Here is a 13,871-nt window from a genome sequence, read left to right as displayed (position 1 = left end):
TCACACCTGAGCTGCGAACCTTCTTAGGGTAAGCGCCGTCGCTGTCGCCGACCTCACGTGCGCCCCTCGCAGGGAATTCTCGCGCTGGGCCGCGCGGTTGTCCGTTCGGAAGATCAGAATTACATGATCGAATGGAAGTGCCATGCGCATGCGCTCAGACGCGGTCGTGCTGTTCGGCGTCACGGGAGACCTCGTTTCGAAGAAGCTGTTCCCGGCGCTGTACGAGTTGACCCGGCGCGACCGCCTGGACGTCCCGGTGATCGGGGTGGCCCGCTCCCCCTGGGATGATCAACAGCTCGTCACGATGGCCCGCAAGTCGGTCGCTGAGGCCAACGACGAGGTCGACGACGAGACTTTCGACCGGCTGGCGGGCAACCTTTCGATGATCTCCGGCAACTACGCGGACCCGGTCACCTATCAGCGGTTGGCGGAGCGTCTGCGGGGTGCCGAGCGGCCGGTCTTCTACCTGGCGATTCCTCCGGCGGTGTTCGGTGCCGTCGTCGACGGTCTCGCGGCGGTCGGTCTGGCTGACCGGGGCCGGGTGATCGTGGAGAAGCCGTTCGGGCGTGACGTGGAGTCCTCCCGTGAGCTGGACCGCACGCTGCGGGCGACCTTCGATCCGGAGCGGGTGTTCCGCATCGATCACTACCTCGGTAAGGAAGCCGTCGAGGGCCTCTACGCCTTCCGGTTCGCCAACCGGCTGTTCGAGCCGTTGTGGAACAGCGAGCACATCGACAACGTTCAGGTCACTCTTGCCGAGGGTTTCGGCACGCAGGGTCGGGCCGGTTTCTACGACACCGTCGGCGCCACTCGTGACGTGTTGCAGAACCACATTCTGCAGGTTGTCGCGCTGGTGGCGATGGAGGCGCCCGCCGCTGACGACGCGGCCGCGTTCCGTGAGGCGGAGGTCGCGGTGCTGCGGCAGATCGAGGCGCTGTCGCCGCAGTCCACGGTGCGGGGTCAGTACGCCGGGTACCGCGACGAGCAGGGTGTCGCTGCGGACTCGAACACGGAGACGTTCGTGGCCACCCGGTTGACGATCGACTCCCCCCGCTGGGCGGGTGTGCCGTTCTATCTGCGTGCCGGTAAGTCCCTTGCGGGGACGGCGACGGAGGTCGTGGTCGAGTTCAAGCAGCCGCAGCGGTCGCTCATCCCGGCCGAGCGGGGCACGGTGACGGCCGCGAATCTGCTGCGGTTCCGCCTCGGGCGTGGTGACGGCATCACGATGTCGATCCAGGCGAAGAGCCCGGGCGCCGAGGTGGCGAGCCGTGCGGTGGACCTGTCGGTCGACTTCGGCATGGCGTTGGGTCGCCGTCAGGAGGCGTACGAGCGGTTGCTCGACGACGCGATGGACGGGCAGCATCTGCGCTTCGCGCGTGAGGAGACGATCGAGCAGGAGTGGCGCATCGTCGAGCCGATCCTGGATCTGCCGGCGGCGGTGCAGTCGTACGAGAAGGGCAGTTGGGGTCCGGCGGATGCCGACGCGTTGGCTGGCGGCTGGCACACCCCGGATCTGCGCTGATCATCAGGTCCGGGCGGTCGCTGACTGACCGCTCAGCTCACCGGGATGACCGTCCGGCGACGGTGAGGTTTGCTGTGTGCGTGGGGTGTGGGCACGTTGTGCGGGACGTCCTTCGTCCTCCTCGGAGAGGAAGCACCGCATGCTTTCCGCACTCGATCGTCGGCACACCGTCGCGCCGCCCGGTTACAGCAGGTGGCTCATTCCCCCGGCGGCGTTGGCCATCCACCTCTGCATCGGCCAGGTCTACGCGACCAGCGTCTACAAGAACTCGCTGATCGCCCACTTCGACGCCAGTCAGACGGCGATCGGGGTGATCTTCAGTATCGCGATTGTGATGCTCGGGTTGTCCGCCGCGGTCGCCGGGACCTGGGTGGAGGCGAACGGCCCGCGTAAGGCCATGTTCGTCTCGGCCTGTTTCTGGGCGGCGGGTTTCCTGGTGGGCTCGTTGGGCATCGCCACGAAGCAGCTGTGGTTGCTGTATCTGGGCTATGGGTTGCTCGGCGGCATTGGTCTGGGCATCGGGTACATCTCCCCCGTCTCCACGTTGATCAAGTGGTTCCCGGACCGGCCGGGTCTGGCCACCGGGTTGGCGATCATGGGGTTCGGTGGTGGGGCGATGGTCGCCTCTCCCCTGTCCCGGCAGTTGTTGTCGTTCTTCGACGCCGGTTACGACCCGTCCAACGCGGGGTCGACGGCGTCGGGCAGCGCCCTGGTGTGGTTGTTCGTGACGCTCGGCCTGGGCTACTTCGCGATCATGATGTTCGGCGTGGCGAACGTGCGGGTGCCCGCGGAGGGCTGGCGCCCGGCCGGCTTCGACCCGGCGAGCGTCGCGGCGAAGCCGCTGGTCACCACGGCGAACGTGTCGGCGGCGAACGCGGTGAAGACCCGCTCGTTCTGGTTGCTGTGGGTGGTGTTGTTCTGCAACGTCACGGCGGGCATCGGCATCCTGGAGCAGGCCAGCCCGATGATCCAGGACTTCTTCCGGGACAACGGCACCTCGGCGGTGAGCGTTGCCGCGGCTGGCGGGTTCGTGGGTCTGCTGTCGCTGTTCAACATGGCGGGACGGTTCGTGTGGTCGTCGACGTCGGACGTCATCGGCCGCAAGCCGATCTACATGGTGTACCTGGGTGTCGGGATGGTGCTGTACGCGCTGCTGGCCCTCGTCGGGCAGACCGCGACGGCGCTGTTCGTTTTGTTGGCGTGCGTGATCCTGTCGTTCTACGGTGGCGGGTTCGCGACAGTGCCGGCGTACCTGCGGGACCTGTTCGGCACGTTCCAGGTCGGTGCGATCCACGGCCGGTTGTTGACCGCCTGGTCGGCGGCGGGGATCGCGGGTCCGCTGATCGTCAACGGGTTCCTCGACGCGCAGGGTGAGCCGGGTTCGTTGACGGCGGCGGCGTACCGGCCGGCGCTGTTCACGATGGTGGGGGTGCTGGCTGTGGGCTTCGTGGCGAACCTGTTGGTGCGGCCGGTGCCGCAGCGCTACCACGAGCCGTCGGCGGATCGGGACGTTGACGAGGACAAGACGGCGCAGAGGAGTGGTACGCGATGAGCGACGACAGCCGATCCGGGCAGCAGGCCCGGTTGTGGATTTCGTGGTTGGTGGTGGCGGCGCTGCTGGGCTACGGGGTGACGCAGACGGTCATCACCGCGGCGAAGCTGTTCACCCAGTGACCCGGGTCCGGCGGTCTCTGACTGGTGTGACGCGAGGTCAGAGGCCGCCGGAGACCCGCAGGACGGTGCCGGTGGCGTATGAGGCGTCGGGGCTGAGCAGCCAGGCGATGGCAGCGGCGATCTCGTCGGGTTCGCCGGCGCGGCCCAATGGGATGCGACCGACGGCGGTGTCGGCGCGGTCGGGCACGCCGGAGTCGGCGTGGATGTCGGTGCGCACGATGCCGGGTGCGACGGCGTTGACCCGGATGCCCTTCGGGGCGAGTTCCTTGGCCAGGCCGACGGTGAGGGTGTCGGTGGCGGCCTTCACGGCGGCGTAGTGCACGTATTCGCCGGGGCTGCCGAGGGTCGCGGCGGCCGACGAGACGTTGACGATCGCGCCGCCGTCGGTGAGGCGGCGGGCGGCCTGCTGGGCGCAGAGGACGTAGCCGACGAGGTTGACGTCGACGACGCGGCGCAGGTCGTCGACGCGTAACTCGGTGAAGGGCCCGATCGGGCTGGTGACCCCTGCGTTGTTGACCAGGCCGGTGAGCGGGCCGAGGTGGGCGGCTGCGTCGAACAGCTCGGCGACCTGGTCGGGGTCGGTGGTGTCGGCGCGTACCGCGATGGCCTGTGCGCCGGCGGCGCGCAGGTCGGCCAGGACGGCGGTGGCGGCGGCTTCGTCACGGCGGTAGCACAGGGCGACGTGGTGACCGGCGTTGGCGAGGCGGCGGGCGGTGGCCGCGCCGATGCCGCGACCACCGCCGGTGATGACGGTGACGGGTGCCACGGTGCCTCCCGGAGGGCTGACGGCTGCGCAGGTGTCGTGCCGACGCTACCGTGACCGGCGCGGGTCGGTCGTCGAGAGGAGAGTCACATGCGGCGGGCTTTGGTGCTCGGTGGTGGCGGGGTGACCGGGGTGGCCTGGGAGTTGGGGCTGCTGGCGGGTCTGGTCGAGCGGGGTGTGCCGGTCACGGAGGCGGACCTGGTGGTGGGGACGTCGGCGGGTTCGGTGGTCGGCGCGCTGGTGTGCTCCGAGCTTCCGGTGCAGCGGTTCTACGAGGAGCAGTTGGCGCCGCCGTCGAGTGAGGTGGCGGCGCGGTTGGGCTTCGCGACGCTGGCGCGGCTGGTGTGGGCTGGTGGTCGTACCCGCGACGCGGCGCGTTCCCGGGCCCGGATCGGGGCGATGGCGTTGGCGGCGCGTACCCCGTCGGAGGCGTCGCGACGCGCGGTGATCGAGGCCCGCCTGCCGGAGCGGGAGTGGCCGCGGCGGCGGCTGCTGGTCACGGCGGTGGACGCGTCGTCCGGTGAGTTCGTGGTGTTCGACCGGGACAGCGAGGTGTCCCTGGTGGACGCGGTGGGTGCGAGTTGCGCGGTGCCCGGGGTGTGGCCGCCGGTGACGATCGGCGCGCGCCGGTTCGTCGACGGTGGGATGCGCTCGACGGTGAACGCGGACCTCGCGGCCGGCGCGGAGCGGGTCCTGGTGCTCGCGCCGACGTCGGCGGCGATCGGGCCGATGCCGCGGCTGTCGGCGCAGGTCGACGGGTTGCGGGCGGCCGGGTCGCGGGTGTCGGTGCTGACGCCGGACGCGGAGGCGCGCACGGCGATCGGCCGCAACGTGCTGGACCCGGCCCGGCGGGCGGGTGCGGCGCGGGCCGGGCGGGCCCAGGCCGTCGCGGTGCTGGACGAGGTGGCGGCGCTCTGGGCTTGATCGCTTACGCTCACCGCCTGTCCGGTCTGACGATGGAGGTGCGCGGTGGCGAGTGTGGGTGTCGGCGACGTGGTCGAGGATTTCGAGCTGCCAGATGAGACGGGCACGCCGCGGCGGCTGTCGGAGTTCCTGGCGGCGGGGCCGGTGGTGCTGTTCTTCTACCCGGGGGCGATGACCCGTGGGTGCACGGCGGAGAGCTGCCACTTCCGGGACCTCGCGGCGGAGTTCACGGCGCTGGGCGCGTCCCGGGTGGGCATCAGCCGCGACCCGGTGGCGAAGCAGGCGGAGTTCTCCAAGCTCAACGGGTTCGACTATCCGCTGCTCTCGGATGAGGACGGGGCTGTGGCGCAGCAGCTCGGGGTGAAGCGGCGGCTGCCGTTGGGGCCGTTGAGCACGAAGCGGATGACCTTCGTCATCGGCGCCGACAGTCGGGTCATCGAGGTGATCCACAGCGAGGTCAGCATGAACGACCACGCGGACCGGGCGCTGCGGGCGTTGGGCGGCTGAGTGGGCGCGAGCCCTGTGCGGCGGGTGTCGCAGCCGGCTGGTATCAAGACAGCAATCAAACAGGTGTACGGAAGAGGGTTGTGATGGATGCCGGCCAGGGTTTGTCCACTAGCGAGGTGCAGAGCATCCGGGAGGCGTTGGCTGCCGGGCGTAAGCCGCGGGTGGTGTTCACCGCGTCGGCGGGGCAGATCGCCGGTCAGGTCGGTCAGGTGATCGAGCTGACCGACCCCGAGGTGTCCGACGAGTTCGTGGTGGTGCGTTTCGGCCGCGACGAGTTGCCGTTCTCCCCTGCGGACGTGGCCGTGGCGCCCAAGGGTGTGACGCGTCGGGTGGTGGAGCCGAAACCGGAGCCGGAGCGGCAGGAGTCGCCGGTGGCGGCGGCGCCGGAGTTCGTGTTGGACACGCCGCGGGTGCCCGCGCAGCGACAGGAGGAGCCGAAGGTGGAGCAGACCGAGAAGCCGCCGGCGCGGCGGGCGGTCAAGGCCGTCAAGCCGAAGGGTCCCGCGGGTCTCACGGTGACGCTGGCGTACGCCGACGGTGAGTGGACCGTCGCCGCGCAGCAGGGCAGCAAGGCTCTGGCGAAGCCGTACGTGGTGAAGCCGGCGGAGGCGTTGAAGATGGTGGGCCTGGTGGACGTGCCGGGTGTGCAGGAGGCGGTGGAGCAGATCCTCGGCACCGAGCGGGCCGAGGCGGAGCAGCAGGCGGACAAGCTGCGCGCCGAGCTGGCCGAGATCGAGGCCCGGTTGGCGGAGTTGCGCGAGGCCCGCTGAGGCGGGTCACTGTCGGCTGTGGTGCGCCAGCAGCCTGGTGAGCAGGCGGGTCAGCTGGTCGCGCTCGGTGGCGGACAGCGGGGCGAGCAGGTCACGTTGGACGCGGTCGAGGGTGTCGCCCAGCCGGCGGGCCTCGTCGGCGCCGACGTCGGTGATGCTGATGACGTTGCGGCGGCGATCGGCCGGGTCGGGGGCGCGTACGACGAGCCCTCGGCCGGCCAGGTCGTTGATGGCCGCGACGACGTCGCTGCGGTCGATGGCGCAGCGGCGGCCGAGGTCGGCCTGACTGGCCGGGCCGTCCTCGGCGAGCGCGGTGAGCAGCCGGTAGTGGTAGCCGCGGAGGTCGTGGGCGGCGAAGCCCTCGCTGAGCAGGCGGGCGGCGTGGCCGGCGGTCTGGTTGAGCAGCCAGGTCGGGGTGCTGCGGAGCCCGGCGGGTGACTGCGGGGCCACGGGATCCATGGGTGCAGCCTACCAGTAATCGTTGGCGCGACCCACGATCCGATGTTACGTTGGCGGCTCCAACGTTGGCGTGGCCAACGTTTCGAAGGAGGCTCCATGTCCACCGTCCCCACCCTCAACGGCCAGGTCATCGGCCAGGCCCACTACGCCACCCGCGCCCTGCTCGAACGGGCCGTGGCACCGCTCGGGCTCAGCTTCGGTCAGGTGGTCGCGCTCAACGTCCTCGCCGCCGGCCCCGTCGAGCGGGCCCGGCTCGTGCACCGGGTCACCAGCACTCTCAAGATCGACGAGCCGGACGTGCGCGAGGTGACCGACGCCCTCGTCGACGCCGACCTCGCCCAGGTCGACGGGCCCGCGCCGCACATGCGGCTCACCGACACCGGTCACGCCACGCAGGCGCGCGTCGCCGACGCCGTCGCGGGCATCACCGCCCGGCTGTACGGGGACATCCCGGCCGACGAACTCGCCGCCGCCGCCCGGGTGCTCACCCTGGTCACCCAGCGGGCGAACGATGAACTGGCGGGTGCCGTCTGACCTGACAGCGGCTCAGGTGAGCCGGTTCATGGCGGCCCGGATCCTCAGCCAGGACGGGTCGGTCCCGGAGTCCTCGCTGACCACTTCCAGGTCACCCGGCTGCCAGGTCCGCGTCCCGTCGGTCAGGTCGAGCTGGTCCATGTCGACAACCGACGCCTCGGAGGTGGCGGCGAGGAACTCGGTCACCGCGGCCCCGGGCGCCTCGCCCGTGCCGATCCTCCCTCCCGACAGCAGGAGAAGCATGCCGTCGTTGCCCGCGACGACGAGGTCACCCGCGGCGGTGGCCGCCAGCGCCGTCACCGCGGCCCCCGGCAGCACCTCGTGCTCAGTCACCCGCTTCCCGTCGATCTCCAGCTCGACCACCGCGCCCTCGGGTGTCCCGATCCAGAGGACCCCCGGCAACGGACCGAACACGACGTTGTGGCGGGACCAGGCGTGCATCTCGTCCAGCCACTCCTGCGGGTACGGGTACCCCGGGCTCGGCTCCCCCAGCGTCATGCTCAGGACGCGCCGTAGCGAGGGGAACTCGAACACCTCCAGCGAGTTGTCGTACGCGTTGCCGCGTACGGCGAAGTGCCGGCCGTCCGAGCTGAAGGTCGGAGCCTCGTAGCCGTCGCAGTCCAGGACCAGCGCACGGCGCAACGGCCGCAGCGCCGGCCCGGTGTCCTCAGAGAAGAGCACCAGCGTGGCACCTTGGTCGCTCTGGAGGGTGCACACGAGGCCGCCCGCCGGGTGCGCAACCACCCCGGTGTCCCACCCAGGGCCGATGGAGGTCGTTCCCGAGGCGAGGTCGAGCGCGACAGACTGTTCCCATCCGTCCTCCCCGTCGGCGGGCGACAACCAGAGCGTCCGACCGTCCGGACTGAACGCCACCTCGCGTTGGTACTCGGTCGGCGCAACGCCGTCGATCGGCGAGGTGCCCGACGGTGTCCAGCGGGCGGCGCTCTCGGCGTCCGCAACCACCAGCAGCGCCTCGCCCGGATGCCAGGCGGCGGAGGGTGTCCGCTTGGACCGCTCATAGCCGATGTCGTCGCCGTAGACGGCCGAACCCGCGCCTACGGCCCCGCACTCCCGCAGCTGCCCGTCCCCGTACTCCCAGATCCTGACCGCCGGACGGTCGGCGTCCCAACCGGCCACCAGCGGAAGGCGGGGGTGGCACAGCAGCCGCTGCACCGTCGCTCCAGAGAGGATCCGCGCCAGAATTTCCACCGGCACACCGTACCGACGAGGCGGACCCATGATCGTCCCCGACGGGCAATCACCGGAGCAGGTGCGAGCCCGAACGCCCGGGCTCCGGGAACACCGTCAGAAGTAGTCGAGCAACTGCGCCGGCCCGCCAGCGCCGAGGAGGTCGAGCGCGGCCGGGTCGACACCCGCACTGTGGTGCAGCAGCCCGGCCTGCGCGACCGCGCGGGCCCGCGCGGCGCCGGCGTAGAGCAGGGCGAAGCCGCGTACGTCCAACCGCAGGTCGGCCTCGCCGCTAACCCGGGTCAGCTCGGCGGCGCCGTCGGCGACGGTCAGCCGCCAGGTGCCGGTGTTCCACTCGGCGAGGGTGTCGGTGAGGCCGAAGTCGACGACGCCCCGGGTGTGGGCGGGCCACCCCCGTTCGCTCACCGCTCGGGCGACGTCGACCGGTCGGTGCATCCACAGGTCCCGCTCGTGGTCACGGGCCGACTCCAACGGCAGGACGGTGCTGACCGCGTCGCCGTCGAGGGGGCACAGCCGCAGCGTCGGCGCGACGCTGGCCCAACTGCCGAGCAACCCGACGAGTTCCCGGGCGGCCCCGGCGGTGACGGCCAGGGCCTCGTCGACGGTGAGCACCGAGTCGGCGCCGTAGCCCGATCCCCGCTGCCAGGTGGCGTAGCCGACCAGGTCGCCGTGGTCCTCGACGAGGGTGAGGCCGTCGCCGGGCAGGCCCCGGTCGGCGGCGAAGAAGTCGAACAGCTCACCCCGGCGGGTCAGCATGCCGTTGCGGTGGCGGGCGACCCGCTCGTACAGGTCGGCGACGGCTTTCAGGTCGGCGGGCGTCCCGGCCCGCACGGTCAGGTCCGGGGAGGGCCGGTGCCGGGGCAGCGCGGCGGTGGCCAGATCGACGGTACGCAGCACACCGGCGGCCTCCCACCCGCAGGCCCGGTAGGGGGCGGCGACGGTCGGGTAGAGCGCGCTGACCGCCGCCCCCCGCTCGTAGGCCCCGCGCAGCAGACCGGTGAGCATGGCACGGCCCACGCCCCGACCCCGGGCCTCGGGGGCGACCGCCACACCGGCGACGTCGGCGGCCGGCACCGCCCGGCCCGACCACCACTGGTCATGGTGCAGGTCGACGGCCTTGCCGACGAGCCGACCGCTGTCGTCGAACGCGCCGTAGCGGCTCATGCCGGGCACCGCGACAGTGGTGCTGGCGGCTCGTTCCGAGGTGGCGCCGAACGCGACCCGTCCCAGCTCCCAGGCGGCGTCGAGGTCGTCGGTGGTGAGTTCACGAACGTGCACAGGGTCGGGCATCGGCACACCCTAGCGGGGCCGACTCCCGACGACCGCCGATTTTCCGCCGGCGGCGTGCTCCCCCGGCCGCCGGTCAGTGCTGCGGGATGTTGGCCACGCCGATGCGCTTGCGGAACACCCAGTACGTCCAGCCCTGGTAGGCCAGCACGATCGGAGTGAAGATCACCGCCACCCAGGTCATGATCTTCAAGGTGTACGGGGTGGAGGCGGCGTTGGTGGCCGTCAGCGTGCCGGCCGCGTCCAGCGTGGACGGCAGCACGTTCGGGAACAACGCCGCGAACAGGGTCGCCACGGCCAGGCCGATCGCCACGGCGGTGCCGGCGAACGCCCAGCCCTCCCGGCGTACCCGGGCGGCGGCCAGACCACCGAGCAGGGCGAGGGCCGCGCCGACGGCGAGCACGACGGCCGCCGCGCTGGAGCGGATGCTCAGCGTCCAGGTCAGGAACCCGACGGCGAGCACGGCGGCGCCGACGCCCAGGCGCACCGCGAGCGCGCCCGCGCGCTCGCGGATGTCACCGGTGGTCTTCAGGGCCAGGAACACCGCGCCGTGGGTGAGGAACAACGCCAGGGTGGTCGCGCCACCGAGCAGGGCGTACGGGTTGAGCAGGTCCACCAGGCCACCGACGTACTCGTGGTCGGCGTCCAGCGGCACCCCGCGCAGGATGTTGGCGAAGGCGACGCCCCACAGGATCGCCGGCAGCAGCGAGCCGACCACGATCGCGGTGTCCCAGCGGCGCTTCCAGGACGCCTCCGGGCGCTTGTGCCGGTATTCGAAGGCGACCCCCCGGACGATCAGGGCCAGCAGGATCAGCAGCAGCGGCAGGTAGAAGCCGGAGAACAGGGTGGCGTACCACTCGGGGAACGCGGCGAACATGGCACCACCGGCGGTGATCAGCCACACCTCGTTGCCGTCCCAGACCGGGCCGATGGTGTTGATCAGGACGCGGCGCTCGCGGTCGTCGCGGCCCAGGACGGGCAGCAGCATGCCGACGCCGAAGTCGAAGCCCTCCAGGATGAAGTACCCGGTGAACAGCACGGCGACGAGGAGAAACCAGATGGTGGTCAGTTCCACGATGGGCTCCGGGATCAGTAGGCGAAGGCGAGCGGGCGCTCGGCGTCGTCGTGGGTGTCGTCGATGGGGTGCTCTTCGCTGACGTCGGGCACGCCGGCCTTGGCGTAGCGCAGCAGCAGCTTCACCTCGATCACGGCGAGGGTGGCGTAGATGAGCGTGAAGGCGGTGAACGAGGTGAGCACCTCGGCCAGCGAGACGCTGCGGGACACCCCGTTGCGGGTGAGCATCTCGCCGAACACGATCCACGGCTGGCGGCCCATCTCGGTGAAAATCCAGCCGAAGGAGTTGGCCAGCAACGGCAGCACCGGCATGGCCAGCCCGGCGCGCAGCAGCCACTTGCTGCTCGGGGTGCGGCCCTTGCGCTGGCTCCAGAGCACCAGCAGGGCGATGGCCCCGGCGGCCATCCCGAAGGCGATCATGAAGCGGAAGCTCCAGTAGGTGACCGGGATGATCGGGGTGTAGCTGCCCGCGCCGTACTGGGTGGCGTACTGGGCCTGCAGGTCGTTGATGCCCTGCACGGTGCCGTTCGGGTCGCCGGTGCCCAGGTACGACAGCAGGTACGGGATCTTGAGGGCGAACACCTCGCGGCTGCCGTCGAGGCTGCCGATGGTGAGTACGGAGAACGAGGCGGGGCTCTCGGTGGTGTAGAGGCCCTCGGCGGCGGCCATCTTCATCGGCTGCACGTCCGTCATGATCTTGCCCTGGATGTCGCCGGTGAACAGCACGGCCGCGGAGGCGACCAGGACCACCCAGGAGCCGAACTTCGTGGCGAAGCGGTAGGCGCCGGTGTCGGCGGAGTCGCGGTTGCGGATCACGTGCCAGAGGCCGACCGCGACGACCAGCGACCCGGCGACCAGGAACGAGCCGGCCAGGGTGTGCGGGAAGGTGATCAGGGCGACCTTGTTGGTCAGCACGGCCGGGAAGTCGGTCAGCTCGGCGCGCCCGCTGTCGGGGTTGATGCGGTAGCCGACGGGGTTCTGCATGAACGAGTTCGCCGCGAGGATGAAGTACGCGGACAGGTTGGTGCCGATCGCGGCGGCCCAGATGCTGGCCAGGTGCGCCCGCTTGGGCAGCCGGTCCCAGCCGAAGATCCAAAGGCCGATGAAGGTGGACTCGAGGAAGAACGCGACCAGCGCCTCGATGGCCAGGGGTGCGCCGAAGATGTCGCCGACGAAGCGGGAGTAGTCGCTCCAGTTCATGCCGAACTGGAACTCCTGCACGATGCCGGTGACCACGCCCATCGCGAAGTTGATCAGGAACAGCTTGCCGTAGAACTTGGTGAGTTTCAGGTAGCGCTCGTTGCCGGTGCGGTGCCACAACGTCTGCAGGATGGCCACCAGCACCGACAGACCGATGGTCAGTGGCACGAAGAGAAAGTGGTAGACGGTGGTGACACCGAATTGCCACCGGGCGACGTCCAACGCGTCCACCTGAAACCCCCAGCTGCTGTTCGTACTACGAGACGTAGTAAATACTACTGCTCGTCGTAGAGGATTGGGCAGGGCCGGGCGGCCCGAACCGGCCCGGGACCAATGACCCTGATCACCCCGGACCACGGACCTGGGCAACCCGCCGACCCGCCCTCGCGACCGCACCGCCGCGTGCGACGATGTCGCGCTGATGGACACCGCGCACTCCCCCTGGCAACCGCCGCTGATCTGGCGCGGCGCCCTCCTGCTGACCCGGGCCCTGGTCGGCCTGCTGGCCCGCCTCGAGGTCACCGGCGACGTTCCGGCGCACCTGCGTCGTGGCCCGCTGGTGCTGGCCGCCAACCACATCAGCCCGTTCGACCCGGTCGTGATGGCCGCCGCCTGCCACACCCGGGGCATCGCCCCCCGGATCATGGCGACCGCCGGCCTGTTCCGCGCCCCGGTGCTCGGCGCCGCCATGCGCCACGCCGGGCACATCCGCGTCGACCGGGGCACCAGCGCCGTGCACCGGGCCCTCGACGATGCCGCCACCGCCGTCGCGCGCGGGTCGGTGATCCTCATCTACCCCGAGGGGCGCATCGGCCTGGACCGCGGCATGTGGCCGGAACGCGGCAAGACCGGCACGGCCCGACTCGCGCTGGCCTGCGGCGCCCCGGTCATACCGGTCGCCCAGTGGGGCGCTCACGAGGTGCTGCCCTACCGGGCGCCCCGGGGCATGCTGCGCGGCATCGCCCGCTCGCTGTGGCGCCGCCCGGTGATCCGGGTGCACTTCGGCGCGCCCGTCGACCTCGGCGAGTCGAGCGCCGCGAGCCCTGGCGCCGCCCGGCGGGCCACCGGTCGGATCATCGACGCGCTCACCGACACCCTCGCCCCGCTGCGGCCCGACGAACCCGACCTGCCCCGGCACGTCGACCCCGGTCGGCCCAGCGACTCGAGTCGCGCCCACCGCCGCAACCAGGGATGATGTTGCTGGCCGCGCCCGCGGGCTGACAGATTAGATAATTTTTGCAAGATCATCTAATCTGTCTACCGTGAGCAACACTGAGATGGACGTCGAAGACCCGAAGCGCGCCGCAGTCCTCGTGGCGGCGGTCGGGGTGTTCGGCCGCTACGGATTTCAGAAGACGTCCATGGAGTCCGTAGCCAGGGCTGCCGGCATTTCCCGACCTGGCCTTTACCTGATGTTCCCCAACAAGGAAGAGTTGTACCGCGCCACCATGCAGGGCGTCCTGGAGCGCGCCCAGCGGGCCATGGAAGTCCACCTCGCCGACCGCTCGCTGAGCTTCGACGCGGGCATCGTGGCCGCGCTCGACGCGCTGATGGGCCCCTACATCGACACCCCGCTGGCCCGCGACCTCAACGAACTGCTGGAGAACAGCGAACCCCGGTTGGGCTCGATGTTCCACGACTACCAGGAGCGGGCCCGGGCGACGCTGAGCGCCCACATCACCGCCCTCGCCCCACCCGGCCTGCTGCACGCCGACCTGACCGGACACGACGTGATGGATCTGCTCTTCTCCGCCGCCCTGACCTGGAAATCGACCGCGGCCACCAGGGGCGAGTTCCGCGACCGCATCCGGCGCAGCCTCCAGCTGATCCACCGACCCACCGGCTGACCCTCCGGGCACCGACCGCATCGCCTCGCGCTGGTCAGCTCGGCGGGTTCCGGCGGCGGCGCGAGCGGGCGACAGACGCCGGCCGGCCACCCACCGGCCAC

15 protein-coding genes are annotated in these 13,871 nt (G+C 70.9%); 9 read left to right on the top strand and 6 right to left on the bottom strand.

Annotated elements, in window-relative coordinates:
* The first annotated feature begins 142 nt into the window (after positions 1-142).
* The 3 genes from zwf to GA0070619_RS33800 all read left to right on the top strand — a co-directional run bounded on the left by zwf (position 143) and on the right by GA0070619_RS33800 (position 3,196).
* Entirely contained in the window at positions 143-1,522 is a 1,380-nt protein-coding gene (gene zwf / locus GA0070619_RS12555) for a glucose-6-phosphate dehydrogenase (protein ID WP_088948228.1), read from the top strand.
* A 139-nt stretch (positions 1,523-1,661) separates the two neighbouring features.
* Entirely contained in the window at positions 1,662-3,074 is a 1,413-nt protein-coding gene (locus GA0070619_RS12550) for an OFA family MFS transporter (RefSeq protein WP_088948227.1), read from the top strand.
* On the top strand, positions 3,071-3,196 hold the full coding sequence (locus GA0070619_RS33800; RefSeq protein ID WP_255508866.1) for an MFS transporter small subunit: 126 nt from the start codon (positions 3,071-3,073) through the stop codon (positions 3,194-3,196). Before GA0070619_RS12550 ends, GA0070619_RS33800 begins: the two co-directional genes overlap by 4 nt.
* Before the next feature lie 37 nt (positions 3,197-3,233).
* Here the strand turns inward: GA0070619_RS33800 and GA0070619_RS12545 are convergent, their stop codons facing one another.
* Positions 3,234-3,962: an SDR family NAD(P)-dependent oxidoreductase gene (locus GA0070619_RS12545; RefSeq protein WP_088948226.1), complete on the bottom strand. Its 729-nt coding sequence runs from the start codon at positions 3,960-3,962 to the stop codon at positions 3,234-3,236.
* A gap of 87 nt (positions 3,963-4,049) precedes the next feature.
* Here GA0070619_RS12545 and GA0070619_RS12540 point away from each other — a divergent pair, with 87 nt between their 5' ends.
* The 3 genes from GA0070619_RS12540 to GA0070619_RS12530 all read left to right on the top strand — a co-directional run bounded on the left by GA0070619_RS12540 (position 4,050) and on the right by GA0070619_RS12530 (position 6,160).
* Positions 4,050-4,883 carry a patatin-like phospholipase family protein gene (locus GA0070619_RS12540; RefSeq protein WP_088948225.1) on the top strand — a complete coding sequence of 278 codons (834 nt, stop codon included), beginning with the start codon at positions 4,050-4,052 and terminating at the stop codon, positions 4,881-4,883.
* A 45-nt stretch (positions 4,884-4,928) separates the two neighbouring features.
* The gene (locus GA0070619_RS12535; protein WP_088948224.1) at positions 4,929-5,390 is read left to right on the top strand and encodes a peroxiredoxin; all 462 of its coding nucleotides are present in this window, start codon (positions 4,929-4,931) and stop codon (positions 5,388-5,390) included.
* An 83-nt stretch (positions 5,391-5,473) separates the two neighbouring features.
* Positions 5,474-6,160 (top strand): hypothetical protein, encoded by a 687-nt coding sequence (locus tag GA0070619_RS12530; RefSeq protein WP_088948223.1) that lies wholly within the window; start codon positions 5,474-5,476, stop codon positions 6,158-6,160.
* 6 nt (positions 6,161-6,166) lie between these two features.
* On the opposite strand, the gene GA0070619_RS12525 is transcribed toward GA0070619_RS12530, so the two are convergent.
* Positions 6,167-6,619, bottom strand: a complete 453-nt coding sequence (locus GA0070619_RS12525; RefSeq protein WP_088948222.1) for a MarR family winged helix-turn-helix transcriptional regulator — start codon at positions 6,617-6,619, stop codon at positions 6,167-6,169.
* Between the two features lie 96 nt (positions 6,620-6,715).
* Between GA0070619_RS12525 and GA0070619_RS12520 the strand changes: the two genes are divergently transcribed.
* Complete coding sequence (locus tag GA0070619_RS12520; protein WP_088948221.1) at positions 6,716-7,153, top strand: MarR family winged helix-turn-helix transcriptional regulator; 438 nt, start codon at positions 6,716-6,718, stop codon at positions 7,151-7,153.
* 12 nt (positions 7,154-7,165) lie between these two features.
* Here GA0070619_RS12520 and GA0070619_RS12515 read toward each other — a convergent pair whose 3' ends face one another.
* The 4 genes from GA0070619_RS12515 to GA0070619_RS12500 all read right to left on the bottom strand — a co-directional run bounded on the left by GA0070619_RS12515 (position 7,166) and on the right by GA0070619_RS12500 (position 12,154).
* On the bottom strand, positions 7,166-8,362 hold the full coding sequence (locus GA0070619_RS12515) for a TolB-like translocation protein (protein ID WP_197699644.1): 1,197 nt from the start codon (positions 8,360-8,362) through the stop codon (positions 7,166-7,168).
* Positions 8,363-8,458: 96 nt separating this feature from the next.
* Positions 8,459-9,652: a GNAT family N-acetyltransferase gene (locus GA0070619_RS12510; RefSeq protein WP_172862037.1), complete on the bottom strand. Its 1,194-nt coding sequence runs from the start codon at positions 9,650-9,652 to the stop codon at positions 8,459-8,461.
* Between the two features lie 73 nt (positions 9,653-9,725).
* Positions 9,726-10,724: a cytochrome d ubiquinol oxidase subunit II gene (gene cydB / locus GA0070619_RS12505; protein ID WP_088948219.1), complete on the bottom strand. Its 999-nt coding sequence runs from the start codon at positions 10,722-10,724 to the stop codon at positions 9,726-9,728.
* A gap of 14 nt (positions 10,725-10,738) precedes the next feature.
* Complete coding sequence (locus GA0070619_RS12500) at positions 10,739-12,154, bottom strand: cytochrome ubiquinol oxidase subunit I (RefSeq protein ID WP_088948218.1); 1,416 nt, start codon at positions 12,152-12,154, stop codon at positions 10,739-10,741.
* A gap of 190 nt (positions 12,155-12,344) precedes the next feature.
* Between GA0070619_RS12500 and GA0070619_RS12495 the strand changes: the two genes are divergently transcribed.
* Positions 12,345-13,118, top strand: coding sequence for a lysophospholipid acyltransferase family protein (locus GA0070619_RS12495; RefSeq protein ID WP_088948217.1), 774 nt, complete (start codon positions 12,345-12,347; stop codon positions 13,116-13,118).
* 67 nt (positions 13,119-13,185) lie between these two features.
* Positions 13,186-13,770 (top strand): TetR/AcrR family transcriptional regulator, encoded by a 585-nt coding sequence (locus GA0070619_RS12490; protein WP_157743987.1) that lies wholly within the window; start codon positions 13,186-13,188, stop codon positions 13,768-13,770.
* The last annotated feature ends 101 nt before the right edge of the window (positions 13,771-13,871 follow it).

Origin of the sequence: Micromonospora zamorensis (assembly GCF_900090275.1) — a bacterium.
GTDB classification, from domain to species: Bacteria; Actinomycetota; Actinomycetes; order Mycobacteriales; family Micromonosporaceae; genus Micromonospora; species Micromonospora zamorensis.
Note: the sequence above shows the minus strand (reverse complement) of the source record. Positions and strands in the feature narration are given on the sequence as shown.